Here is a 23822-nt window from a genome sequence, read left to right as displayed (position 1 = left end):
CAGGATTAAGATCATTAAAATCTTCTGCCTGTCAGGGCATTTGTCTGCAATAATATATAGGGGGGATTGTTATAAATACGGTTCTCCCGGAATTTCCGGATAGCTTCCCATTCCGATCAGCAGTTCCAGGCCGATCTGTCTTGCCTGGAGTACAGCCTCTTTCACAGCACTGGCATCTCCGGAGAGGGCAAGGATAACTTCATTGGAATGGCTTGTACCGATACTCGGTGTCATATAGCGTGTAATATGAACTGCAGAAGCCTTCATTGCAGTGTCTGCCATTACAAGTCCAATCGCTGCCGGAGAACCTGCCATGAATCCGAAAGCTTCCCCTGGAACTGCGTGAAAGGCCATGGCAAGAGCACCGCCTGCATTGGCTGAAAAAGCAAACTCCAAATGACCGGATTCGCTGATATATAATTCTCCTGCATACTTATTAGTTAGTTCCAGCGCCAGCGAAATAGCGTGGCGCACATCTGAAACATCATTTCCGCCAATCACAATATAGTTGCCGTGTCCACCCCAGCCTTTGGTATCCCGTGGAAATTCAATGGAAAGAACCTCTGTGCCAGTGGCTTTCACCGCATCATCGACAGCAGTGATCTGACCTGCTGCACCTGTACGGGAACTGAAAAGTCCAAGGGTATGATAGCGTGTCCCTATATTCATTTCCTTTAAAAGAGTATCATCAACTCCTGAAATTACAAGTCCGATGGTATCCAGAACAGCAGTTCCCACAAATTCAGTGCGGGCGCATTTGGTACTGATACTGTGTACGTCCATGGAAAAAACCTCCGTAGCATTACTTTTCCTTAGTTTAACATGATTAAGGGAAATTGAAAAGCTGTTTATCTATAATATTGCGCCTGCGCCGTCCATAGTTGGAAATATTTTCCACTTTTATCGGCAGCAAGCTCCTGGTGAGTTCCAGTCTGAATCACAGATCCTTCATGAAATACAACTATTTTATCGCAAAATTTGCAGGAAGACAGACGATGACTGATATAAATGGCAGTTTTATCGCCTGTTATTTCATTAAATTTTTCATATATTTCAGCTTCCGCAATGGGATCAAGAGCTGCAGTCGGTTCGTCCAATATAATAAAAGGGGCATTCTTATAAATAGCTCTTGCAATAGCTATTTTCTGAGCCTCTCCGCCGGAAATGATAATTCCCTTTTTATTGAAATCCTTGTAGAGATAAGTATTCAGACCTTCTGGCATTGTGGAAAGGGGATTGTAAAATCCGGATTTCTTCAGAGCACTTTTTACTTCTTCTTCGTCATAATTGATTTTGGCGGCTACATTTTCTCCAAGAGTCAGGGAAAAGAGTTTGAAGTCCTGAAATACCACGGAAAAAATCATCATATATTCTTTGTAATTATATTTTCGGATATCGATTCCGTTAAGAAGAATTTTTCCTTTTGTAGGATCGTAAAGGCGACATAGGAGTTTGATAAACGTAGTCTTTCCACTTCCATTCATACCAACGACAGCCAGCTTCTGACCGATTTTAAATTTCAAATTAATATTTCGAAGGGCATATTGTTCACATCCCGGATATCGGAAAGAAACATTTCGAAATTCTATTTCATACTTTCGGTCGCTGCGTTTTTCGGTAGTCAGGCTTCCCTGATACATGTTATTGGGAATGTCCAGAAATTCAAATGTCTGTTTCAGAAAAATAGCATTGTTTTGCATATCTTCAATGGTGGAGATACAGCCGGATACGCTTGAATAAACTTTCGTAACAGCGGAAATATATTTTGTAACTGCTCCGATTCCAAAGGCACCTGCCCAGGCTTTTAAGCATACAAAAACATAGGCAATCCCTGTGAAAATTACAGATACTGCGGAAGAAGCTGCCATGTAAAATCCAACAGGTCCCTTTCCATATCTGGCAAATAATCCCTTGGAACCGAAAGGATTTTCTTTGCTCAGATTATGCTTTTCGCATATTTTTTCCTGTTGGTAAATCCGCATATCCGCTGCCTTTTTGCTATCATAGCCCAGACGTCCGTAATATGCAAACAAACGATTGGAAAAGGTATGCAGATCTGCACTTCTGCCCCAGTATTTTCCTGCCTTTCCAGCGAGTACAGGCGAAAACCAGGTAATCAGTACCATAACAGAAATTATGGCTGTTACACATACCGGATTGTTAAGAATAACAAGTTTTTCTGCTGTTTTTGGAATCTGGCTGGTGAAAAGGGAAATGGTCATGGATAAGCCACAAATGATCGAAAATCCTTCTGAACACAGAGCTTCATAATTTAACAGAACATTGTATAGTCCCCACCCAGGTCCATTGAGATTTTGAATAATGGAAGAATATAACTCCATAGTTTTGCTATCATCTAAATCACAGTAATCCATATCAAAAAGTTTTTCGCACAAAATTCGCTTGATTTTCATTCCAAGACCTGCGCTCCAAGTCCTTTTCCATTTTTTAAGAAATGCAGATATCAAGCTGATTCCTGCTCCGGATAATAAAGTAATCGTTACCAGAAAACGAATGCGGTCAGGGCTTCGGTCGCCTGCAAGTTCTTCAATAACAAGTGCAGATAAATATATGATTATATAGGGAGTCAGTGCTTTCCAGATGGTCAGACTGATTTGGGAAAGAATTAATTTTGGATAATATTGGTAAAAAAGCTTATATGCTCTGTGATTAAGCTGCAGTGCTTCTTTTAACGATATGTTTTTCTCATTTGTCTTCATTTTCCCCATCTCCTTCCCTGTAATATTTGCTTTGAACCTCATAGAGAGCAGCGTATTTTCCACTTTGCCTTAACAGCTCTTCGTGAGTTCCTTCTTCCTGTATTTCTCCCTGCTCCAGCATTAAGATTCTGCTGCAGAATCTGGTAGAAGCGAGCCGATGGGAGATATAAACTGAGGATTTTCCTTTTGTCATTTCGTCATATTTCTGATAAATGTCTGCTTCAGCAATGGAATCGAGTGCGGCAGTTGGTTCGTCCAATATAATAAAAGGGGCATCTTTATATAATGCGCGGGCGAGCATAAGGCGCTGTGTTTCTCCACCCGAAAACATAATTGCATTTTTGTAAACCTCACGATTCAGAAAGGTTTGATACTTATCTGGAAGAGCTTCTATTTTTGGAAGCAAGCCGGCTTTTTTGATACAATTTTTCACCTGTTTCAGGTCGAAATTTTCTGTTTGCGCCACATTTTCTGCAATGGTTCCCGCTAACAATGAAAAATCCTGAAACACTGCCGAGAACAGCTTATAATAGTCTTTTCTGTTATAGTTTCGGATATCTGTTCCATTTAATTTTACCTGTCCTTTTGTAGGATCAAGAAACCCACAGATTATTTTGATCAACGTAGTTTTTCCAGCACCATTAAGACCTACAACTGCCAGATTTTCTCCTGGATGTAAGGTAAGATTTATATTTTTTAAAGTATCTGTTTCAGCTCCTGGATAGCGAAATGAAACATTTTCCAAAACAATTTCATAATTATTTTTAGCGTCCTGATTTAAGGTAAGTCCATCTTTGAAACGGAATAATTCCGGATAATCCAGACATTCCCGGACCGTGGAAATATCAAGAGACTGTCTATGTAATGTGCAAAGACCTTCCAGAATTCCTGTAACCCAGGTGGAAAAACTGTCCACTGCAGTAAAATAAAGCAAAAAAGCAGGCACATCAAGACCGCGGTATAATACCAAATAAATTAAATATGCGTAGACCGCTCCATTGCGCAGAAAAGTAAAAGTCAAATCTGCAATTCCAGCCCAGATATAAACATTTTCTGCTTTTCGATGAAATGCTGTAAATTCCCTGGCTGTTTTGCTGTATAATTCTTCCAGCCAGAAACGAAGACCGAAAATGCGGATATCTTTTGCTGCACCAAAGTCAGCTGCACGGTTTAATAAATATGCCATTTGATGTATATATTCAGCTTCTTCCTCCCGATGTTGATACTTATATTCATCTAATCTTTGAGAGATAAAATAACTGATTCCGGCAGTTGACAGAATGACCAAAATCAGAATTGGATGAATTTGTGTAAGAAGACCGGCGTAAATAAAAAAACAGACAATATTGATCAAAAGTACAGTTAGTGTATTCCAGATTACTTCAGTGGCCTGATCGTTATTGTCCGTATATTCGGCCGATTTGGTCAGTAATTTTTTGAATTTCATATCGTCTATATTGGGATAAGATGTTGTGGATGCTTTTTTGTTTAAAAGATTTACAATCTCACAACGGACACTGATCCGTCCGCAAATTACGTTTTGATTTGCATAAGCCAATGCAGCTGATACCAGCATTATCATAAGCACAAAAATTACAATTGTAAAAAGCAGTTTCTGAATGGAAACATGATTTTCTATTGCACTTAATATGACAGGAGAAACATAAAGGTTAAGAAGGTTCTGTATAATGGTTAACAGTGCGATAAAAAAGCTGATCACCAGAACTTTCTTCTCCTGAGAAGTGCAGGCAAGTTTAATCATGAACCATATATTTTGAAAAGTACTGTATTTTGATACAGGATTTTTTTGAAACATGATTTTCCCTTCTTTCTTATTTTTCTTTTGATACCAGATTGCTACGTGCTTTGCACTCCCGCAATCTTCAAAAACATTCGTAATCCGCTCATTTTTCTTCGGAAAATGGCTACTTACTCATGTTTTTTGCGGGTCAAGAGGTCAAAAATCCTCTTGCAAGCGAGCTTGCATCGGCTTTTTGACCTTTTGACTCTGGTATCATTAAAAAGATTCTTAATATGATTTTACCAGAAAAAATATCCCCGGATTAAACCGGGGATGAATTGCATGTTTCGGGGGATGAATTATAACTGGGGCAGTAAAATCTCAGTGGTAAAGGCGCCTTCTTCACTGTTTCGGCTGATATATCCATCAGATCGCTTTACTATATCATCAATACGGATCAGCCCCAGACCATGACCATCACCTTTTGTACTTTTAAAAAGATTTCCCTGTTTTTTCAACTTCTTTCCCGCTGTAAAATTAGTGAAAGAAATGTATAACTGCGTGTTTTTCATGTCCATATAAATGCGGATCAGTCGTTTTTCTTTGGGAAGCTGCAGGCTGGCTTCTATGGCATTGTCGAATAAATTTCCAATAATACAGCAAAGATCAATTTCAGAGGAATTCAGCTTAACAGGAATGTCAGCATCTGCAATTACCTGAATATCTTTGGACCGTGCCAGTGATATTTTAGAATTTAAAATAGCATCTGTCATGGCATTTCCGGTTTTTATCACAGTATCTACTGTGGTAAGATCCTTGTCAAGAAGATCGAGATAATGTCTGATTGCGTCCCAGTTTTCTGTGGCTGCATAAGCCTTCATTGTTTGGATATGATTGCGATAATCATGGCGCCAGCCTCGCATCTGGCGGTACATATTATCAACCTCCTGATAGTGAGTTTCAATCAGTTCCTTCTGATATGCAGCCATTTTTTTAGCTGCTTTTTTCGAAAATAAATGCATTTTAATCTCCCAAATCAGTCCATATTAATGATTGCCCGGTTAACCTTCTCATAAGCGCCGCGTGGAAGGGGGATTATACTTCCATCCTGCAAATAAATCTCTTTTTTTGTAACCCGGCTGATTTTTTTTAGATTTACCAAAGCAGAACGTCCCGCTCTGAAAAAATGAGAATCCAGCTTTTTTTCCAATTCGCTTAAGGTCATTTTCAGGGTGATAGTCTGTTGACTGTGAATCGTAATATAATTGCTGTTTACCTCTGCATAATTGATCTGACAGATGGGCAGACGAATCATCTCACCCTGACTAATTATGTTAAGAAACTTCTCATTTTTGATAAGCTTCGTGACTGCACGGTCAAGAACTGTAAAGAACTTCTCTTCTTGTATGGGCTTCATCAGATAGTGAAGGGCATCTACTTCATATCCGTCAGAAATATAGTCTGCGTATCCGGTGATGAATATAATTTGTACGGTATGATTATCCTGCCGCAGTTTCCTTGCCATGGTAACACCATCCATAGCACCCATTTCTATATCAAGGAGAAGAATGTCAAAATCTTTTTTCTCGGCATAATGAAACAAAAAATTTTCGGCTGATGTAAATTCTGAAATTTGTATACGATAACAGTTATGCCTGCCCCATATTTCGCACAGAGAAGAAAGATAATTTCTGTCTGTGGCAAGGTCATCACAAATTGCAATTTTATATGTTTGACACAATTTTTTAATCCTCCATTTTACAGAAGTATAGCACGTATGCGGGAAACATGTCCAGATTCTTCACGAAGAGAATTGTAAACCAAAAATAAATAATAGGTTGACAATTGTAACGTAACTGTGTTAGATTGTATCTGACAAAAATAATATTTACTCGAGGAGGAGAATATGAGTACCGTAACCGCAACAAAGACAAAAACATACGACCTGGCATACATAGCTATTTTCGCCGTACTGATCGCAATCTGTTCCTGGATTTCCATTCCGATGACAGTGCCGTTTACATTACAGACATTTGGTGTATTTATGGCTGTTGGTGTGCTTGGTGGAAAGAGAGGCAGCCTGGCTGTACTGGTTTACATTTTACTTGGAGTTATTGGTGTTCCCGTATTTGCAGGATTTTCAGGAGGACTTGGTATTCTTCTTAACAATACCGGCGGTTACATCATCGGATTTCTTTTCTCCGCCCTGGTAATGTGGGCAATGGAATCCCTCTGGGGCAAAAAGCCTGTTATTCAGATTCTTTCCATGGTAGTCGGCCTGATCGTCTGCTACGCAATGGGAACTATCTGGTTTATGGTTGTATACACACGTACAACAGGAGCTGTTGGAATTGGAACCGTACTGGGCTGGTGCGTAATTCCATTTATCATTCCTGATCTTGTGAAGATTGCTTTGGCATTTGTTTTGTCCAGAAGGGTACGCAAGCTTGTACCAATGCAGTAAAAAAGAACGTCAGACATATCCCATTCGCCCTCATCACGGGATGTGCCTGGCGTTTTTTATCGGAAACGGCTACAGCACTGGATTTACAGCCCATATGCAGGAAATGCTGGAGCTTTTTACAAAAGGGGCAGATGTTTGTCTCACAGTAAAAACTGACGAAATCTGCTCAGCCTGTCCAAACAATAGCCAGGGAATCTGCGAGGCAGCCGAGAAGGTGAAAAGATATGACAATGCAGTGCTGGCAGAATGCGGCTTAAAAGAAGGTCAGAAACTTGCATTCCCGGAATTTACCGAAGCAGTACAGAAAAAAATCATTGAAACGGGAAAAAGAACGAAAATCTGCGGCGATTGCCAGTGGAACCGGATCTGCCAGGAACAGCCGAGCCGGTGGAGTAAATGAAGAGGCAGTGAATTATGTTTATAAAAACATCTTTCGGAATTTTACAGGTGGATAGCAATAAAGTAAACCCAGTTTCGAAAGAATAAATTCACCAGCTCTTGTGGGAAAATTGGGGACTGTCGGGCCAGCCCCCTTTCTCTTTAGTCCTGTAAGCTTTCGCGGACACGCTTCAAGTCACGTTCTAGCTTTTTCTGAAGCTTCTCATATTCCTGATTCTTTAGTAAACTTAACAACTCTTCCAGTTTGATCTCTTCTTTTCGTAAGTCATCTTTAAATTGGATGTCAGTTGGCATGTAGAAATCCTCCATCATATGAAACACCGTCCTTACTATAATTATTATGATATAACTATTGTAACGGTATTTGAACGGTGTGTAAAGCCTATAGTTGCTTTCTGTGCGCAGATTATAGTATTAAAATGGAATATAGCTTTCGAAAGAAAGCAAATAGAATTTCTTAAATATAAAGATTTATCTTATAAGATGAATATAGAATAGCTTATAAAAATACTTTTTTCAAGAAAAACAGTTTGACAAAAATCGACAAAATCTCTGCGTCCCGAACGAGCACCTACGCAAACTAATAGCCTCTTCGAGGCTATTGTGGGGGGAGTTGGTGCTGTAATGCTTGGTTTTTTGATAAAAAACAGTCATTTTCCTTAGAGGAAAAATATTATTCGTAAAAATTCGTAAAGTTCCTAAAACCATTCATTTTTAGAACTCAGTAAATGAGCATAAAAAAACACCGAAACCCTTGATTTCTCAAGAATTTCGGCGCCCCTGCCAAGTAGTCGAAGTGACGGGATTCGAACCCACGACCTCTGCGTCCCGAACGCAGCGCTCTACCAAACTGAGCCACACTTCGTCAACTGCAAGTGATATTATACATAGAATATACTGGCTTGTCAACAGAAAAATTGAAAAAATTCAAAAAATTTCAAAAAGAATTGAAATTAACCAGGTCTTATTTGGGGAGAGGCAATTAAATTAATTCATTTGAACAGATGTTCCAAGTGAAACAGAATGCGTTTTTATGAATGAAAATTCTGTTTTTTCATATACATTAATGAGTGAGATGCATAAAAAGGGGAGGGCGTCAGTTGGTGGGATATCGGCGTTTTATCGCATATGTATATGAATACCGAAAAGGGAAAAAGGAAGATAATTGTGGCTTTATGAAGGTGGAAGTGAGAAATCACATGTGTACAATTGAACCACATCTTCAGGTAGGAAACCTGGCAGCAGGAGAAGTGTGCAAAGTATATGGATTTGTGCGAAAAGAGGGACTGATGAATGGAATTTTGCTGGGCAGCTGCAAAACGGAGGCAAATAGAATCGAATGTCTGGTGGAAACAGACGGAACGGATATGGGGGGCTCGGGAATTCCTCTGGAAAAAATGGGAGGTATGATTTTGCTTACAGAATCGGGAGGCTTTTTTGGAACAGAGTGGGATGACCAGACAATCCGCCCGGAGAATTTTAAGGAAAGTATAATAAAGAAAGAAGAAACTGGTACCGTATGTGAAATAATAAAAGAGAAAGCAGAAGAAAAGCTGGAGAATGAAAGCAAGCCGGAAACAGATTCCACACCTGATTTAGATGACAGGCATGAAGTGGAGGATGTGGTGGAACAAATGCAGGATGATCTGCTGGAAGCAGAAGAAATGATAAGTGATGAACCACAAGCAAAAGATGAGCCAACCGTGGGGGAAATATGGGAAGCAGAGCAAAAAATTACCTGTAGAGTAAATACAAAACAAGAGGAAAAGGAGAAAACCATAGCACTTCCATTTGGTCAGCCCTTCTGCCCGTTCCAAGACAGCGATCTGAACCAGTGCTGGAAAATTACACCCCAGGATCTGGTCCATTTTCCAAGAAGACAATGCGCCCTTCGCAACAACCGTTTTTTGCAATACGGATACTACAATTTCGGACATCTCCTTCTGTGCCACAGATCAAATGGCCGGTACATACTTGGTGTACCCGGAAGCTACGACCAGCAGGAACAGTTTATGGCAGGCATGTTCGGCTTTTCCTGCTTCAAAGAAAGCAACTGTATCAAGGTGAAAAAAGGCAGGGGAGGGTACTGGTACCGTGCGATTGATCCACCTGCCGGTTGTTAAAATTGACATCCCTGTGCGAACTGCCTATAATAAAGCTATTGCCGCTGCGGCGCCTGAAATGAAAATGACAGCGCAGCGGCAAAAATGCCGAGATTCACCATAAAGTAGTAGAAAGTAAAGGTAAAAAATGCTTACAGATCAGGAACGTTATATGAAAGAGGCAATTCGCCAGGCAAAGAAAGCCCGGGCATTGGAAGAGGTGCCAATTGGCTGTGTGATCGTTTGCAACGGGCAGATCATTGCAAGAGGCTATAATCGGAGAAACACGGACAAGAATACCCTTTCTCACGCAGAATTGAACGCGATTAAAAAGGCAAGCAAAAAATTAGGAGACTGGAGACTGGAAGGCTGCACGATGTATGTAACCTTAGAGCCTTGCCAGATGTGCGCCGGAGCGCTTATGCAGTCCAGAATTGACCGTGTGGTTATCGGCAGCATGAATCCAAAAGCAGGATGTGCCGGTTCTGTGCTGAATCTTTTGGAAATGGATGGCTTTAACCACAAGGTAGAAGTAATCCGCGGTGTTCTTCAGGAAGAGTGTTCCATCATGCTTTCCGATTTTTTTCGCGAGCTTCGGGAAAAGAAGAAAATGCTGAAAAAATCTTTGGCAGAGCAGGTTGGAAAATCAGAAAATTAGTGGTATGATAAAAAACAAAGCAAAAAATACATCAAGTCGTCTGAAATGCCACAGGATGAAAGAATTATGATTTGATGGAACGTTGTGGAACATTATGTAAACAACCACATAGAAAATGACAGGAGGAAAATACAATGGAACTTGAAGCATTGAGAAAAGACATGGTAGCTGCCATGAAAGCAAAGGATAAAGTAACAAAGGATGCAGTCTCTTCCCTGATTTCCGCAGTGAAGAAGGTGGCAATCGACGAAGGCTGCCGTGACGATATCAGTGGCGAACTGGTTGACCGTGTTATCCTGAAAGAGCTGAAATCTGTGAAAGAGCAGATCGACACCTGTCCGGAATCCAGACAGGATCTGAAAGATGAATATCAGGCAAGATATGATGTGATTGCGAAATACGCTCCAAAGCTGATGGACGCTTCTGAGATCAAGGCTTACCTTACAGAGAAACATGCAGACTTGATCGCTTCTGGAAACAAAGGACAGATCATGAAGACTATTATGCCAGAGCTGAAGGGCAAGGCTGACGGCAAGGTGATCAATCAGGTCGTAGCGGAGCTGTGCAAATGATTTTTCACAGCTTGCATTCAAAATAGAATAGCAAACTAAAAATAGGACACATATTGTAAAAATGGCGTGAACAATACATTCATAGCCCTGATACAATATGTGTCTTTTTGTTTGCCTGGGGCGTACCGCGCCAGAGCCTGTTTGAAAAAGCATTCCCGTAATTTGCCCGCCCCATTTTGCAGAAATCTTTTTTAACACAAAAAAAGAACGTCCTCACAGACGTTCCACAATCCTCTTCTTTCGCGCGCCGCACCTCGGAATGGTCTCACAGACGTTACCTCTACAGTTAACTCAGTCCAGGCACCCTCACGGCACACAGGAGATTCTACTTAGTGCTGCTACATTCCTGTCCTGACACGGTTCATAGAGTCCTGTTGCGTAAGACCCAAACGTCAACGCCACTTATAAAGGGCAGCTCCACAAGATACAAGCCTCAGATTGGCATCACCCCTGCTGTAGCGGATTGCAGGTACAGGGCACCGCTATCTCCCCGGCTGCGCGGAATTTAATTATAAAGGAAGCGAATGAATTTGTCAAGTCGATACCGAAAAATGCAGTGGATTTTCAGAAGAAGTTTTGGGCGGAATTAAATTCCTTGTTGTGTCAGCCTGTGAAATATTATATAATTAGATAAAAACTTGAATTTTATTTTCCAAAGACACAGAAATGGAGGGTACTATGATTAAAAGAATCGGCTTATTAACAAGTGGCGGTGACTGTCAGGCTCTGAATGCCACCATGCGAGGAGTTGTAAAGGGTCTTACCAATAGTATCGATGATCTGGAAGTATACGGCTTTGATGATGGATATAAGGGACTGATCTACGGCAAATACCGTATGCTTACATCCAAGGATTTTTCCGGAATCCTTACACAGGGCGGAACTATTCTTGGAACATCCAGACAGCCGTTTAAGCTTATGCGCGTACCGGATGCCAGTGGACTGGACAAGGTAGAGGCTATGAAGCAGACTTATTACAAGCTTTGTCTTGACTGTCTTGTAATCCTCGGAGGAAACGGAACCCAGAAAACAGCCAACCTCTTAAGAGAAGAAGGTCTGAATATCATCCATCTGCCTAAGACCATCGACAATGATATCTGGGGTACAGATATGACATTCGGGTTCCAGAGTGCAGTAAATATTGCAACAAACGCTATCGACTGCATTCATACAACAGCAGCATCCCATGGCCGTGTATTTATCGTAGAAGTTATGGGACACAAGGTAGGAAGCCTTACTCTGCACGCAGGAATTGCCGGCGGAGCAGATATTATCCTGATTCCGGAAATCCCATACGACATTGAGAAAGTAGTTGCAGCTATCCAGAAGAGATCTAAAGCTGGCAAGCGTTTCACCATTCTTGCAGTGGCAGAAGGCGCCATTTCCAAAGAGGATGCCCTTCTTTCCAAGAAAGATTACAAGAAAAAGCTGGAAGACCGCGCGAAGAAGTATCCTTCCGTATCCTATGAAATTGCAGACAAGATTACCCAGAAGCTTGGTTCTGAGGTACGCATTACAGTTCCGGGACATACACAGCGAGGTGGGGCACCATGTGCATATGATCGTGTGCTTTCCACAAGAATCGGAGCAGGAGCAGCAGAGGCTATTCTGGACGGAGAATATGGCATCATGATCGGTATTGTAAATGGCAAAATCAAGAGAGTACCTCTTGAAGAATGTGCCGGCAAGCTGAAAATGGTTTCTCCGAAAGACCAGACCGTTAAGGCTGCAAAGCAGATCGGAATCAGCTTCGGCGATTGATTCCCTGCTGTTAGAAAGGAGTTTCCATAAATGAGCTATACTGCTCTATACCGGAAGTTCAGACCGGATAATTTTGACGATGTCAAGGGACAGGATCACATTGTAACTACCCTGACCAATCAGATCAAGCATAACCGTATTGGTCACGCGTATCTGTTTTGCGGCACCCGAGGAACCGGTAAGACTACCGTTGCAAAAATACTGGCAAAAGCAGTAAACTGCCAGCATCCGGTAAATGGAAGTCCCTGTGGTGAATGTGACATGTGTAAGGCGATACAGGCTGGCACCTCCATGAACGTGATCGAGATCGATGCAGCGTCCAATAACGGCGTTGACAATATCCGTGAGATCCGTGAGGAGGTGGCCTATCGTCCTACTGAAGGAAACTATAAGGTATACATTATCGACGAGGTTCACATGCTTTCGACAGGAGCGTTTAATGCTCTTCTGAAAACACTGGAGGAACCTCCGTCTTATGTTATCTTCATTCTTGCCACCACAGAGGCCTACAAGATACCGATCACTATTTTGTCCAGATGTCAGCGATACGATTTTCACCGCATCACTATTGATACCATTGCGGCAAGGCTGGATGAACTTCTGAAAATCGAAGGCGTAGAGGCAGAAGAAAAAGCCGTCCGTTATGTGGCAAAAGCCGGAGACGGTTCCATGCGAGATGCACTAAGCCTTCTGGATCAGTGCATTGCCTTTTATCTGGGGCAGACACTGACTTATGACAAAGTCCTGGAGGTTCTGGGAGCTGTGGATACGGAAGTGTTCAGCAAGCTTTTGCGAAAAGTGCTCCAGGGAGATGTGACAGGTGCGATACGCACTCTTGAGGATTTGATCATAGGCGGAAGAGAGCTTGGACAGTTTGTGGGAGATTTTACCTGGTACATGCGTAATCTCCTTCTGGTAAAAACCTCCGAGAATCCGGAGGAAGCCATTGATGTATCATCTGAGAATCTGAAACTTCTAAGAGAAGAAAGTGAGATGGTGGATGTAGAGACGCTGATGCGCTACATCCGTATTTTTTCTGACCTGTCCAGTCAGATCCGCTATTCCACCCAGAAGCGTGTTCTGGTGGAGATTGCTCTGATCAAACTGTGCCGTCCGGCGATGGAGACCAATCTGGATTCTGTTCTGGATCGTCTTCGTGTTCTGGAACAGCGCATGGACGAGCAGCCTGTTCAGCAGGTATTTGTCCAGCCGGGAGCCACTGGCAGCGCCGGAAGTACAGGAGCCGGATCGGATGGCAGTGCAGAAGCCATGGCAGCAGCACCTGAGAAAGCGGCACCCGAGGATCTGCAGAAGATTGTAGCCAGCTGGAAGGTGATCGTAGGTCAGACCAGCGGCATTTTCAAACAGATGCTCCAGAAGTCTATTCCCAAATACAATGGCCAGACCGGTGAACCGGTTCTCTACATCGAATTCCAGGATTTCCTTGGAAAAACCTATGTAGATAATCCGGAAGCAGAGGAAGAACTGAAGAATATCATCCTGGCCCAGACTGGCAAGAGTGTAGAACTTAAGATGGTGGTGGCAAAAGAGCACAACCATACCAATCTTGCCAAGGTTACTGTAGATCAGGCTCTCCGGGAGAATATCCATATGGATGTTGTTGTGGAGGAAGATCCTGACGATGCAGAAGATTAAGAGTGTTGCTGTTTAATTTTTGTGCAGTAACATAAGAGTTGCCGTGAAAGCGACGAACGAGAAGTAAATTAATAATATTTGCAGAAAATGTGAATATTGTTATGAAAAATGATTTTTGCTGCCGCAAATGTTATAGAGCCTGTTTGAAAAATCAGAAATGCGGAATCCAGCATGAAATCAGAACAGTTAAAGGAGGACTTTGTAATGGCAAAGCGTGGAGGATTTCCAGGCATGGGTATGCCGGGAAACATGAATAACCTTATGAAGCAGGCGCAGAAAATGCAGCGCCAGATGGAAGAGAACCAGAAAGCTCTCGAGGAGAAAGAGTTTACTGCAGCAGCCGGCGGCGGAGCTGTAGAAGTAACTATCTCAGGTAAGAGAGAAGTGACCAAGGTGAAGCTTGCAGAGGAAGTTGTAGATCCGGATGACATCGAGATGCTTGAAGATCTTATTGTTGCAGCAACTAATGAAGCACTTCGCAAGGTTGAGCAGGAGAACCAGGCTGTAATGTCCAAACTTACAGGAGGTCTGGGAGGACTTGGCGGGGGTCTTCCATTCTGATGGAATACTACAGCAGTCATATCAATAAACTGATTGAGCAGTTTTCCCATCTTCCGGGAATCGGGGCAAAGTCTGCCCAGCGCCTGGCTTTTCATATTATGAATATGCCAAAGGAACAGGTGCAGCAGCTTACCAATGCCATCACCGATGCCCGGATGAACGTACAGTACTGTAAGTGCTGCTACACCCTTACGGATAAAGAAATGTGCCCAATCTGCAGCAATCCCAAAAGAGATCACAGTACGATTATGGTAGTGGAGAACACAAGGGATCTTGCTGCTTATGAAAAAACCGGTAAATTTGACGGAGTTTATCATGTACTTCACGGCGCAATATCCCCTATGCTGGGAATTGGTCCGGATGATATCAAGCTGAAAGAGCTGATCATGCGACTTCAGGGAGATGTAAAAGAAGTGATCATTGCCACCAACTCCAGTCTGGAGGGAGAGACTACAGCAATGTATATCAGTAAGCTGATCAAGCCAACCGGGATCAAGGTCAGTCGTATTGCCAGTGGTGTGCCGGTCGGCGGTGACCTGGAATACATTGATGAAGTTACCCTGCTTCGGGCATTGGAGGGCAGGGTAGAACTGTAAGATGGCAGGAGGTGATTTTTGTGGCACGCAAAAAAGTGACTTCATCAGATGTGGCAGAGAAAGCAGGAGTTTCCCAGGCAACGGTTTCCATGGTTCTGAACCATAAGTACAATGTTTCTTTTTCCCGAGAAACAGTGGAAAAAGTGGAAAGCGCGGCCAGAGAACTGGGTTATCAGCTTCCGGGCCACAAAAATAAAAAAGAGAACAAAAAGGAAAAACTGATCGTTGTCTTTTGCCCAACCATTACCAGCCCTTACTATGTGCTTCTCCTTCAGGGAATCGAGGCGGTAGCCAACGAGCGTGGCTACGGAGTTTTCATTTGCAATACCCAGCGCGATGCCAGGCTGGAAGAGAAGTATCTGCGCATGATCCGCGCCATGGCACCCCAGGGGATCATTTATGCCTGCAACCCCCACCCGGACTATATCAGCCAGGTAGAGGAGATGGCAAGAAGCATTCCGCTGGTTATCATTAGCAACAAAGAAAAAATCAGTACAGTAGATGCTATTAATCAGGATAACACAGAAGTGGGACGGCTTATGGCAAGGCATCTGCTGGATCTGGGACATCGGGATGTGGCCTTTATTACGCCGCCGCTTACCAGAAGACAGTGGCAGCGTTCCAAACGAGTGGACGGTTTTGTGCAGGAGTTTGAGAAGGCAGGTCTTTCCGGGCATGTGATCATCCGGGCGGCTGACGAGTCCGTTGATCGTCGCAATCCAAAGACGGATTCCGAGTATTCCATGGGCTATGCCCTGACCAGGTCTCTTCTGGAGGATGGCAGCAGATTTACTGCCATTGCCGGACAGAATGACATGATGGCCATTGGTGCTGTGGATGCTCTTCAGGATGCCCGTCTGAGAGTACCAAAGGATGTATCGGTAATCGGCTGCGACAATATTTTTTATTCCGGAATTCGCAGAGTGTCACTGACTACCATTGATCACTTTGTTGATCTGAAGGGCAGGGATGCCTGTGACATTATCATCCGGAAAATTGATACAGGCATCCGTTTCGGGGAAGGCATCCGTCCTACAAGTGTATATAATATTGAGTATAATCCCAAGATTATTGTGCGAAAAACCACCGGTTATGCACGTATGGACAAACCGGATCCCATAAACGAAAAATCCGAAGAAAATAAGTTTAAATAAATAATTTGCTGGAAATTATTACTAATAATTTTTGAAAAAACATCTGGTAAAATTGCTGGAAAAGCTGATTGATACAGTGGAAAATTGATTGATACCATACTAACAAACTATGGAATGATTAATAATAAACAAAATTATTAATTGAATATTTATTAATAATTCATCCCACGCCTTGACCTGTAAATGAAGTCTGCTATAATGAAAGCATATGAACAGTGCAAGACAAAGAGAGCGCTTTAGTTTAATTCATTCAGGAGGAAGAAATCATGAAATTTTTTATTGACACAGCAAAAGTAGAGGATATTAAGGCAGCTAACGATATGGGAATCATCTGTGGTGTAACCACAAATCCATCTCTGATCGCGAAAGAGGGAAGAGATTTCAATGAAGTAATCAAAGAGATCACAGAGATTGTCGACGGACCGATCAGCGGCGAGGTTAAAGCTACTACAACAGATGCAGAGGGAATGATCCGTGAGGGACGTGAGATTGCTAAGATCCATCCAAACATGGTTGTAAAAATTCCTATGACATGCGAAGGTCTGAAAGCAGTTAAAGTTCTTTCAAAAGAAGGTATCAAGACAAATGTAACTTTGATCTTCAGCGCTAACCAGGCACTTCTTGCAGCAAGAGCTGGTGCTACATATGTATCTCCATTCCTTGGAAGACTGGATGACATCTCTACAGACGGTGTTGAGCTGATTCGCCAGATCGCTGATATGTTTGCAGTTGCAGGCATCGATACCGAGATCATCGCAGCAAGTGTTCGTCATCCAATGCATGTAACACAGTGTGCACTTGCAGGTGCTGATATCGCTACTGTACCATTTAAAGTACTTGAGCAGATGACTCATCATCCGCTGACAGACGCTGGTATTGTTAAATTCCAGAATGATTACAAGGCTGTATTTGGAGAATAATTAACCGAGAAATTATTTTACGTAAGAATTCAATCCGGTTGTGATTCGCACATCATGATATCAAGGGAAATAATAAGGAGAATTGAAAATGGAGAATTTAGAGCTTCAGAAAGTTGCCAACGAAGTCCGCAAAGACATCGTAACAGCACTGCATGCTGCTAAAGCTGGTCATCCAGGCGGATCTTTATCAGCAGCAGATTTATTTACTTATCTTTATTTTGAGGAAATGAATATTGATCCTAAGGATCCGAAGAAAGCAGATCGCGACCGTTTTGTCCTTTCCAAAGGTCATACTGCACCAGGTCTGTATTCTGTACTGGCTGAGAGAGGTTATTTCCCGAAAGAGGATCTGGTGACACTTCGTCATCTCGGATCTTACCTTCAGGGACATCCGGATATGAAGCATATTCCTGGCGTCGATATGTCCAGCGGTTCCCTTGGACAGGGAATCTCTGCAGCGGTTGGAATGGCACTTTCTGCAAAATTATCAAATGACAGCTATCGTGTATACACACTTCTTGGAGACGGCGAGATCCAGGAGGGTCAGGTATGGGAAGCTGCAATGTTTGCAGGAGCAAGGAAACTGGACAATCTTGTAGTGATCGTTGATAACAATGGTCTTCAGATCGATGGTAAAGTTGAGGACGTATGCTCCCCATACCCGATCGATAAGAAATTCGAAGCATTCAATTTCCATGTAATAAATGTAGCTGATGGAAATGACATGGCGCAGCTGCGCGCTGCTTTTGACGAGGCAAAGACTGTGAAAGGAATGCCGACTGCGATCGTTATGAAAACAGTAAAAGGCAAAGGGGTATCTTTCATGGAGAACCAGGTTGGCTGGCATGGAAAAGCTCCGAACGATGAAGAGTACGCACAGGCTATGGCAGATTTGGAAAAGGTAGGTGAAGCATTATGTCAGAAGTAAAGAAGATTGCCACCAGAGCAAGTTATGGTAACGCTCTCGTAGAACTTGGAAAAAAACATGATGATCTGGTTGTTCTGGACGCTGACCTTGCTGCAGCTACACAGACCGGAATCTTTAAGAAAGCATTCCCGGAGCGTCATATCGACTGCGGTATTGCAGAGTGCAACATGATGGGAATTGCTGCCGGAATCGCAACAACTGGAAAAGTGCCTTTCGCAAGTACTTTTGCTATGTTTGCTGCAGGACGTGCTTTTGAGCAGGTTCGCAACTCTGTTGGATATCCGAAGCTGAATGTTAAGATTGGTGCTACCCACGGCGGAATTTCCGTTGGTGAGGATGGTGCTACGCACCAGTGCTGCGAGGATTTTGCACTTATGCGCACAATTCCGGGAATGATTGTTGCATGCCCGTCTGATGATATTGAAGCAAAAGCAATGGTAGAGGCAGCTTATGAGCATGTAGGTCCTGTTTACATGAGATTTGGTCGTCTTGCTGTTCCGGTTATCAATGATAATCCGGATTATAAATTTGAACTTGGCAAAGGTATTGTTCTCCGCGAGGGAAAAGACCTTACCATTATTGCAAACGGACTTTGCGTAGCTCCGTCTCTGGAAGCAGCTGCGAAACTGGCAGAAGAAGGAATCGATGCAAAGGTTATTAACATTCATACCATCAAACCTCTCGATGAGGAGCTTGTTGTAGCAGCTGCCAAGGAAACAGGAAAAGTTGTTACTGTTGAAGAGCATTCTATCATCGGCGGCCTTGGTGGTGCTGTATGCGAGTGCCTTGCTGAGAAAGCGCCTGTACCGGTTAAACGTATTGGTATCAATGATGTTTACGGAGAGTCTGGCCCGGCTGTTGCTCTTCTTGAGAAATACGGTCTTGATGCAGCCGGTATCTATAAACAGATCAAAGCATTTATCTAATTGGCTGTACCTTTCCTATATGGTGCTGGCGCCGGCAGGCGTTATGTCTGTTTTTGCAGAGGACCTTTTGGAAATCCGAAAAAGTGATATGCTAAATAAGTATACGGCAAATGGAAGTGAAAGCTTCTGTTTGCCGTATTGTTATATAAAATTTCCAAGAATCCCTTGTGCAATGGTGTCAGCCAGCGTGATCACAGTGGACAGTCTTGTTGTCTGTAAAGTCAGATATTCCAGAATTCCTGCAATATTTACAATTCCAGTAATATAAATATCCCCCACAGGCGGCAAATCTTTCTGAACAGCCGCACCTGGGTAAAGAGAGCCGTTTCCGATTGTCACATAGCCCAAATGTCTTTCATCGCCTAGAGACGCGTCTATAGCAATTACAAGGGCAAACGGATGGTTCTTTGAAATAAAGTCCGTTATATTGGACAGATTGACGGCATGAACAGGCTGACTTAATGTACCGTAGACAAAAATTCCTGGAAGCTGATGCTGACTTAAACGATAGCCCACATAAGGTCCCAGACAGTCTCCGGTTACCCGGTCACTTCCAATGCACAAAAACACAATTTCAGTCCAGTCCCGTTTATGACGCTTAATACATTTTCCCAGAAGCCGTGCAATTTCTCTGGAAGAATCTGGTTTTTGGGTATTTACATAAAAAGGCATAAAAGTTCTCCTGCTTTAAAAATTTCATAAATAAGCAAACTTGCCCGATTACTTATGAACGATAATTTGCAGCTGCAGCTGTCTGATATAATCCATCTTATCCTATATCTGGAAAAAATATGCACCTGGCTGAGTACAAAAAAACATATCGAAATCTATATGCTGCACTTTACGTGACATTCTGCCGGAATTCAATTGCAGCAGTTCGCTGTACCCTTCATCCCGACAAATATTTCCTTTGCAAAAACTGTCGCAAAATTCTGTGAAACAGGTCTTATATTCCGCTAAAATCTGCATTTCTCATGTGATATTCTCATACCCGAAGGGGTGATGTGACTATGATAGAAGTTATCTACAAAGAAGAGAAACAGGAGGCGAAAAATGGGGAAAATCTTTTTAATCTGCCGAGAAACATACGTCAGGTAGGACTGACAACCGGAAATATGCGTATTTATATTGAAGATTACGTATACACATTTCTGACAAGGCTTGCCAGGAATGCGGTCGGTTCCGGAAAAGAACAAGGCTGTGTAGCTGTTTTTACAGGCGAAACAAAATGGAACAATGGTATAACCTATCTTTTCATCCGGGGAGCTTTGATGGTGGAAGATATGGAAGCTGCATCAGATCATATTGATTTCTCTGAAAAAATATGGGCAAAAATACAGGAAGACCAGGCAAAATATTTTCCGGGACAGGAAATAACAGGCTGGTTTTTTTCGCGCCCTCAGATGTATATGGAAACAGACGAATTGCTGACCCGAATCCATCTTCGGTATTTTGGCGGTGAAAAAGTGCTTATGCTTATGGAACCTGCAGAAAAAGAAGAAGCTTTCTTCTTCTTTGAAAATGGCCTTATGGTCCGGCAGCGGGGATATTACATTTATTATGAGAAAAATCCGCTGATGCAGGAGTACATGATTGAAAAAAATAAAGATTTTGCGCCGGAATTTACAGAAAATGTGTCTGACGAGGCGGTTGTATCTTTTCGGAAAATCATCCGGAACAAGAAAACAAAGAAAGCAGAAAAGACAGAGGAAAAGCCCCAGGAGGAAATGGAGCGTACCTCTGTTTTTTCATATGCAGCAACGGCCTGTCTGGTACTTGCTGTATTAGCTGTAGGTGCGGGCTTTTACAGAAATTACAGTGGCTTGCCGGTGCAGCCTGAAGATGATTATGCAGTGACTGTTATGTCAGGAAAAACAGAGGAAGATGCATCAGAAGAAAAGCAGGCAGAAAATGACACGAATCAGATACAGGATGTTTCCAAACAGGAGAAAAGTCCGGAAGAGCAGTTGGAAAGAAATGCTTCGGTGACTCCCAAAATAACGCAGGAAGCCGCCGATACAGAAATAAGTGATGAAACCGGGAATAGCTGGCAGGACAGCGAATCTGATTTTGCAAATGAGGCGGAAGCAGCAGAACAGACAGAAACTGAGGAGCCGGCAGAAACGGTGGATCAGACGGAAACTTTTTCCCAGGAAGCTGATGAACGGAAAATAAAGAAACAGAGCACCAACGTAGAAGAACAGACGGATTCCAGTGCACAGACCTCATCTGACGGCATATACGAAACTTATGTGATCAAACCAGGCGATACTTTATACCAGATCAGTATTTCCCATTATGGAAATATGGATGCCATCCCGGAAATCTGCCGCCTGAATAATCTGGAAGAAAACCAGGTGATTTATCCGGGGCAAATGATTGTATTACCTTGACCGGATGTGGTATAATCGAAAAAATAGAAAATACAAGGCAAGGTTAAATTATGGCAAACACATTCAAAAATATCAAAAAGAAACTGCGGCGGAAACGACTTCTGGCCGAGAAACGCCATCTGGAAAAAGCCCAGGCCGGAGCCGGTGGGAATGAAGCTGCGAGAAGAAAAATCAAAGCTGCTTTGCGAAGAAAGAAAGCTGTGCTGAAACCGGTTGCCGTGATACTGATTGCTGTATTTGTGGTCTTGGCAGGCTTTCTTTTTCTGGAAAAAAGAACTTACCGAAACTATAAAGTACAGGTGACCAGTGAGCAGGAGGATACTGTTTCCACCCAGTACACCTATCTGTCAGGTAAGATTCTGCGTTATAGTTCCGACGAGGTATCTCTGGTAAACAACAAGCTGGAAACTGTATGGTCCCAGACATATGACATGCAGAATCCTGTGGCAGATGTTTGCGGTGACTGTGCCGTGATTGCTGATAAAGATGGTACATCCATGGTTTTTCTTGACAAAAATGGAATTACCGGGACTGTATCTACTTCTTACAGTATTGTGAAGGCAAAAGTTTCCAAAACCGGAATGGCAGCGGCAATTCTGGATGGCGGCGACCACACCTGGATCAATTTTTACAATTTAGATGGAAGTCTTGTGGCAGAAAATCAGACTAATATTCAGGATCCTGGATATCCTATGGATGTGGCACTGGCAGATAATGGCGTTGTGATGATGGTGGCATATCAGTTTGTGGACAGCAGCGAGACCACCAGTTACATAGCTTTTTATAATTTCGGAGAAGTTGGACAGAATGAAGACGACCGTATTGTAAGCGGATACACATATGATGGAGTTGTGGTTCCGCAGATTCAGTATCTTGGCAGCAATGCAGTTGCACTTCGGGATGATGGATTTACCATATATTCCGGGCGCCAGATTCCTAAAGAACTGAAAACAGTCCAGGTTGAGCAGGAGATTATCAGTACTTTTTATGATGAAAACAACATTGGTCTGGTATTTAAAAATGACAGCAAAGACAAACAGTATACCATGCAGGTATATTCTTCTGCTGGCAAACTGAAATTTAGCAAGGATTTTAATATTCCATATACCACTATCAGAATGAGTGATGATTATATTGTTATGTACAACAGTTCCCAGCTTTGCGTGTTGAATAGCAACGGTTCCGAGAAATATTTTGGAAGTGTGGATGGAACAGTGAAAGACTTTTTCAAATTGGGGTGGAATAAGTATTTGCTTGTTATGGATACTGGTGTAAATGTGATAAAACTCAGTTAAGGAGAATGAAATGGACATAAGCTGGACTTGGCTTGGCATTGTGGTGCTTGCACTGATTATTTTTGCATGCGCTTCCGGATTTCGCAGAGGCTTTGTAAAAGAAATCGTATCTGCTTTTTTTATGATCATATCCTTTCTCCTTGTATGGGTGATTAATCCATATGTAAATACATTTGTGAGAGAGTATACACCTGTTTATAATATTGTTCAGAGTAACTGCCAGGAACTGGTCATGGAACAGACAGGCAGCCAGAAAGCTCTGGATAAAGAAGAACAGACGCAGATAATGGAAAAAATGGAACTTCCGGACATATTGAAAACTTCTCTTATGGAAAATAATACTGCAGAGACATACCGCTATCTTGCAGTCAGTACGTTTGCGGAATATATAGCAGATTCGCTGGCTGTCATGATCGTAAATGGAATATCATTTCTTTTATCCTTTATAATTTCTGCAATCGTGATCAGACTGTTGAGTTATATACTGAATGTTCTGACAAATCTTCCTGTGATAAAGGGCGTGAATAAAATTGCCGGAGGTGTAGTGGGTGGTGCGAAGTGCATAATCTTTATCTGGATCGGGTTTCTGATCCTGACGCTGCTCTGTGATACCACGATTGGAAAACAGGGAATGGCTCTTGTTGAGCAGGATACAGTACTGAATTTCCTGTATAATCAGAATATATTTGTGAAAGTGTTTATGAGTGTTTTCTACGGAAATTGAGCACAAATGTCAAATAATGTAAAAAAATCAAAAAAATTGAAAAAAGGGGTTGACGAATGGCAACTCTGATGATATACTGAATCTCGCTTCTGAGGAAGCGGGATTTCGTTTTGAAAAACTTCAAAAGTTTTTTAAAAGAAATTAAAAAAAGTTGTTGACAAACGAAAATGCTTGTGGTAATATAAACAAGCTGTCGGACAGACAACGACAGATAAACAACCTTGATAACTAAACAGTGAAACACATACGATT

23 protein-coding genes, 1 tRNA gene, 1 rRNA gene, 1 other RNA gene and 1 pseudogene (1 of these 27 cut by a window edge) are annotated in these 23822 nt (G+C 42.4%); 17 read left to right on the top strand and 10 right to left on the bottom strand.

All coding sequences use genetic code 11. From position 1 onward, the window contains the following. Positions 1-69: 69 nt before the first annotated feature. The 5 genes from pduB to PGQ38_RS15165 form a co-directional block, all read right to left on the bottom strand. Positions 70-783, bottom strand: a complete 714-nt coding sequence (gene pduB, locus PGQ38_RS15185; protein WP_173769799.1) for a microcompartment protein PduB — start codon at positions 781-783, stop codon at positions 70-72. A 65-nt stretch (positions 784-848) separates the two neighbouring features. After that, complete coding sequence (locus PGQ38_RS15180) at positions 849-2720, bottom strand: ABC transporter ATP-binding protein (protein WP_270432498.1); 1872 nt, start codon at positions 2718-2720, stop codon at positions 849-851. Continuing rightward, on the bottom strand, positions 2707-4536 hold the full coding sequence (locus PGQ38_RS15175; protein ID WP_270432496.1) for an ABC transporter ATP-binding protein: 1830 nt from the start codon (positions 4534-4536) through the stop codon (positions 2707-2709). The genes PGQ38_RS15180 and PGQ38_RS15175 overlap by 14 nt, the downstream gene beginning before the upstream one ends. Positions 4537-4820: 284 nt before the next feature. Next, positions 4821-5483, bottom strand: a complete 663-nt coding sequence (locus PGQ38_RS15170) for a sensor histidine kinase (RefSeq protein ID WP_148463561.1) — start codon at positions 5481-5483, stop codon at positions 4821-4823. 14 nt (positions 5484-5497) lie between these two features. Next, entirely contained in the window at positions 5498-6202 is a 705-nt protein-coding gene (locus PGQ38_RS15165; protein WP_173715861.1) for a LytR/AlgR family response regulator transcription factor, read from the bottom strand. A 165-nt stretch (positions 6203-6367) separates the two neighbouring features. Here PGQ38_RS15165 and PGQ38_RS15160 point away from each other — a divergent pair, with 165 nt between their 5' ends. Both PGQ38_RS15160 and PGQ38_RS15155 read left to right on the top strand, forming a co-directional pair. Beyond that, positions 6368-6925, top strand: a complete 558-nt coding sequence (locus PGQ38_RS15160) for a biotin transporter BioY (RefSeq protein ID WP_118577975.1) — start codon at positions 6368-6370, stop codon at positions 6923-6925. After that, positions 6909-7325: a DUF1284 domain-containing protein gene (locus PGQ38_RS15155; protein ID WP_306467730.1), complete on the top strand. Its 417-nt coding sequence runs from the start codon at positions 6909-6911 to the stop codon at positions 7323-7325. Before PGQ38_RS15160 ends, PGQ38_RS15155 begins: the two co-directional genes overlap by 17 nt. Before the next feature lie 140 nt (positions 7326-7465). On the opposite strand, the gene PGQ38_RS15150 is transcribed toward PGQ38_RS15155, so the two are convergent. Both PGQ38_RS15150 and PGQ38_RS15145 read right to left on the bottom strand, forming a co-directional pair. Then, positions 7466-7618: a hypothetical protein gene (locus PGQ38_RS15150; protein ID WP_173715862.1), complete on the bottom strand. Its 153-nt coding sequence runs from the start codon at positions 7616-7618 to the stop codon at positions 7466-7468. 497 nt (positions 7619-8115) lie between these two features. Continuing rightward, positions 8116-8189: transfer RNA gene (locus tag PGQ38_RS15145), tRNA-Pro, on the bottom strand. Positions 8190-8427: 238 nt separating this feature from the next. On the opposite strand from PGQ38_RS15145, the gene PGQ38_RS15140 reads away from it, so the two are divergent. From PGQ38_RS15140 to PGQ38_RS15130, 3 genes are all read left to right on the top strand, one after another. Then, complete coding sequence (locus PGQ38_RS15140) at positions 8428-9447, top strand: DUF6128 domain-containing protein (RefSeq protein ID WP_270432517.1); 1020 nt, start codon at positions 8428-8430, stop codon at positions 9445-9447. A 127-nt stretch (positions 9448-9574) separates the two neighbouring features. Further along, positions 9575-10084: a tRNA adenosine(34) deaminase TadA gene (gene tadA / locus PGQ38_RS15135; RefSeq protein ID WP_118577972.1), complete on the top strand. Its 510-nt coding sequence runs from the start codon at positions 9575-9577 to the stop codon at positions 10082-10084. 134 nt (positions 10085-10218) lie between these two features. Next, positions 10219-10656, top strand: coding sequence for a GatB/YqeY domain-containing protein (locus PGQ38_RS15130; RefSeq protein WP_118577971.1), 438 nt, complete (start codon positions 10219-10221; stop codon positions 10654-10656). A gap of 123 nt (positions 10657-10779) precedes the next feature. Here PGQ38_RS15130 and PGQ38_RS20845 read toward each other — a convergent pair. Beyond that, a pseudogene (locus PGQ38_RS20845) lies at positions 10780-10854 on the bottom strand (DUF6783 domain-containing protein); the annotation flags it as partial. A 42-nt stretch (positions 10855-10896) separates the two neighbouring features. Further along, positions 10897-11158: signal recognition particle sRNA large type (ffs, locus tag PGQ38_RS15125), an RNA gene on the bottom strand. 176 nt (positions 11159-11334) lie between these two features. On the opposite strand from ffs, the gene PGQ38_RS15120 reads away from it, so the two are divergent. The 8 genes from PGQ38_RS15120 (at position 11335) to PGQ38_RS15085 (ending at position 19158) form a co-directional block, all read left to right on the top strand. Beyond that, positions 11335-12417: a 6-phosphofructokinase gene (locus PGQ38_RS15120; RefSeq protein WP_195699648.1), complete on the top strand. Its 1083-nt coding sequence runs from the start codon at positions 11335-11337 to the stop codon at positions 12415-12417. Between the two features lie 30 nt (positions 12418-12447). Continuing rightward, entirely contained in the window at positions 12448-14073 is a 1626-nt protein-coding gene (gene dnaX, locus PGQ38_RS15115) for a DNA polymerase III subunit gamma/tau (protein WP_204452853.1), read from the top strand. Positions 14074-14277: 204 nt separating this feature from the next. Beyond that, the gene (locus PGQ38_RS15110; protein ID WP_021924790.1) at positions 14278-14634 is read left to right on the top strand and encodes a YbaB/EbfC family nucleoid-associated protein; all 357 of its coding nucleotides are present in this window, start codon (positions 14278-14280) and stop codon (positions 14632-14634) included. Next, a complete protein-coding gene (gene recR, locus PGQ38_RS15105) occupies positions 14634-15230 on the top strand; it encodes a recombination mediator RecR (RefSeq protein WP_118577969.1) in 597 nt (198 codons plus the stop codon). The genes PGQ38_RS15110 and recR overlap by 1 nt, the downstream gene beginning before the upstream one ends. A 20-nt stretch (positions 15231-15250) precedes the next feature. Then, positions 15251-16384, top strand: a complete 1134-nt coding sequence (locus PGQ38_RS15100) for a LacI family DNA-binding transcriptional regulator (protein WP_173736552.1) — start codon at positions 15251-15253, stop codon at positions 16382-16384. Positions 16385-16650: 266 nt separating this feature from the next. Continuing rightward, the gene (fsa, locus tag PGQ38_RS15095; protein ID WP_021924793.1) at positions 16651-17304 is read left to right on the top strand and encodes a fructose-6-phosphate aldolase; all 654 of its coding nucleotides are present in this window, start codon (positions 16651-16653) and stop codon (positions 17302-17304) included. Between the two features lie 88 nt (positions 17305-17392). Continuing rightward, positions 17393-18232: a transketolase gene (locus tag PGQ38_RS15090; RefSeq protein WP_118577967.1), complete on the top strand. Its 840-nt coding sequence runs from the start codon at positions 17393-17395 to the stop codon at positions 18230-18232. Continuing rightward, positions 18220-19158 carry a transketolase family protein gene (locus tag PGQ38_RS15085; RefSeq protein WP_173772814.1) on the top strand — a complete coding sequence of 313 codons (939 nt, stop codon included), beginning with the start codon at positions 18220-18222 and terminating at the stop codon, positions 19156-19158. Before PGQ38_RS15090 ends, PGQ38_RS15085 begins: the two co-directional genes overlap by 13 nt. A gap of 141 nt (positions 19159-19299) precedes the next feature. On the opposite strand, the gene yyaC is transcribed toward PGQ38_RS15085, so the two are convergent. Beyond that, complete coding sequence (yyaC, locus tag PGQ38_RS15080; RefSeq protein WP_204452855.1) at positions 19300-19830, bottom strand: spore protease YyaC; 531 nt, start codon at positions 19828-19830, stop codon at positions 19300-19302. Between the two features lie 338 nt (positions 19831-20168). Here yyaC and PGQ38_RS15075 point away from each other — a divergent pair, with 338 nt between their 5' ends. From PGQ38_RS15075 to PGQ38_RS15060, 4 genes are all read left to right on the top strand, one after another. Further along, the gene (locus PGQ38_RS15075; protein WP_204452856.1) at positions 20169-21551 is read left to right on the top strand and encodes a LysM peptidoglycan-binding domain-containing protein; all 1383 of its coding nucleotides are present in this window, start codon (positions 20169-20171) and stop codon (positions 21549-21551) included. 50 nt (positions 21552-21601) lie between these two features. Beyond that, positions 21602-22846 carry a DUF5711 family protein gene (locus PGQ38_RS15070; RefSeq protein ID WP_118577963.1) on the top strand — a complete coding sequence of 415 codons (1245 nt, stop codon included), beginning with the start codon at positions 21602-21604 and terminating at the stop codon, positions 22844-22846. A 10-nt stretch (positions 22847-22856) separates the two neighbouring features. Then, positions 22857-23570 carry a CvpA family protein gene (locus PGQ38_RS15065; protein WP_179988326.1) on the top strand — a complete coding sequence of 238 codons (714 nt, stop codon included), beginning with the start codon at positions 22857-22859 and terminating at the stop codon, positions 23568-23570. A 143-nt stretch (positions 23571-23713) separates the two neighbouring features. After that, positions 23714-23822: ribosomal RNA gene (locus PGQ38_RS15060) — 16S ribosomal RNA — on the top strand (it continues 1327 nt past the right edge of the window).

This window comes from Blautia faecis (assembly GCF_027662325.1).
GTDB lineage: Bacteria > Bacillota > Clostridia > Lachnospirales > Lachnospiraceae > Blautia_A > Blautia_A faecis.
The sequence above is the reverse complement of the archived record's forward strand: the minus strand, read 5'-3'. Positions and strand labels throughout refer to the sequence as shown.

Coding starts and splice junctions, on each gene's coding strand:
- fsa (WP_021924793.1), top strand. CDS start 16,651: ATGAAATTTTTTATTGACACAGCAAAAGTAGAGGATATTAAGGCAGCT.
- PGQ38_RS15110 (WP_021924790.1), top strand. CDS start 14,278: ATGGCAAAGCGTGGAGGATTTCCAGGCATGGGTATGCCGGGAAACATG.
- dnaX (WP_204452853.1), top strand. CDS start 12,448: ATGAGCTATACTGCTCTATACCGGAAGTTCAGACCGGATAATTTTGAC.
- PGQ38_RS15130 (WP_118577971.1), top strand. CDS start 10,219: ATGGAACTTGAAGCATTGAGAAAAGACATGGTAGCTGCCATGAAAGCA.
- PGQ38_RS15170 (WP_148463561.1), bottom strand. CDS start 5,483: ATGCATTTATTTTCGAAAAAAGCAGCTAAAAAAATGGCTGCATATCAG.
- recR (WP_118577969.1), top strand. CDS start 14,634: ATGGAATACTACAGCAGTCATATCAATAAACTGATTGAGCAGTTTTCC.
- PGQ38_RS15070 (WP_118577963.1), top strand. CDS start 21,602: ATGGCAAACACATTCAAAAATATCAAAAAGAAACTGCGGCGGAAACGA.
- PGQ38_RS15175 (WP_270432496.1), bottom strand. CDS start 4,536: ATGTTTCAAAAAAATCCTGTATCAAAATACAGTACTTTTCAAAATATA.
- PGQ38_RS15085 (WP_173772814.1), top strand. CDS start 18,220: ATGTCAGAAGTAAAGAAGATTGCCACCAGAGCAAGTTATGGTAACGCT.
- PGQ38_RS15160 (WP_118577975.1), top strand. CDS start 6,368: ATGAGTACCGTAACCGCAACAAAGACAAAAACATACGACCTGGCATAC.
- yyaC (WP_204452855.1), bottom strand. CDS start 19,830: ATGCCTTTTTATGTAAATACCCAAAAACCAGATTCTTCCAGAGAAATT.
- PGQ38_RS15120 (WP_195699648.1), top strand. CDS start 11,335: ATGATTAAAAGAATCGGCTTATTAACAAGTGGCGGTGACTGTCAGGCT.
- PGQ38_RS15075 (WP_204452856.1), top strand. CDS start 20,169: ATGATAGAAGTTATCTACAAAGAAGAGAAACAGGAGGCGAAAAATGGG.
- tadA (WP_118577972.1), top strand. CDS start 9,575: ATGCTTACAGATCAGGAACGTTATATGAAAGAGGCAATTCGCCAGGCA.
- PGQ38_RS15090 (WP_118577967.1), top strand. CDS start 17,393: ATGGAGAATTTAGAGCTTCAGAAAGTTGCCAACGAAGTCCGCAAAGAC.
- PGQ38_RS15180 (WP_270432498.1), bottom strand. CDS start 2,720: ATGAAGACAAATGAGAAAAACATATCGTTAAAAGAAGCACTGCAGCTT.
- pduB (WP_173769799.1), bottom strand. CDS start 783: ATGGACGTACACAGTATCAGTACCAAATGCGCCCGCACTGAATTTGTG.
- PGQ38_RS15065 (WP_179988326.1), top strand. CDS start 22,857: ATGGACATAAGCTGGACTTGGCTTGGCATTGTGGTGCTTGCACTGATT.
- PGQ38_RS15150 (WP_173715862.1), bottom strand. CDS start 7,618: ATGCCAACTGACATCCAATTTAAAGATGACTTACGAAAAGAAGAGATC.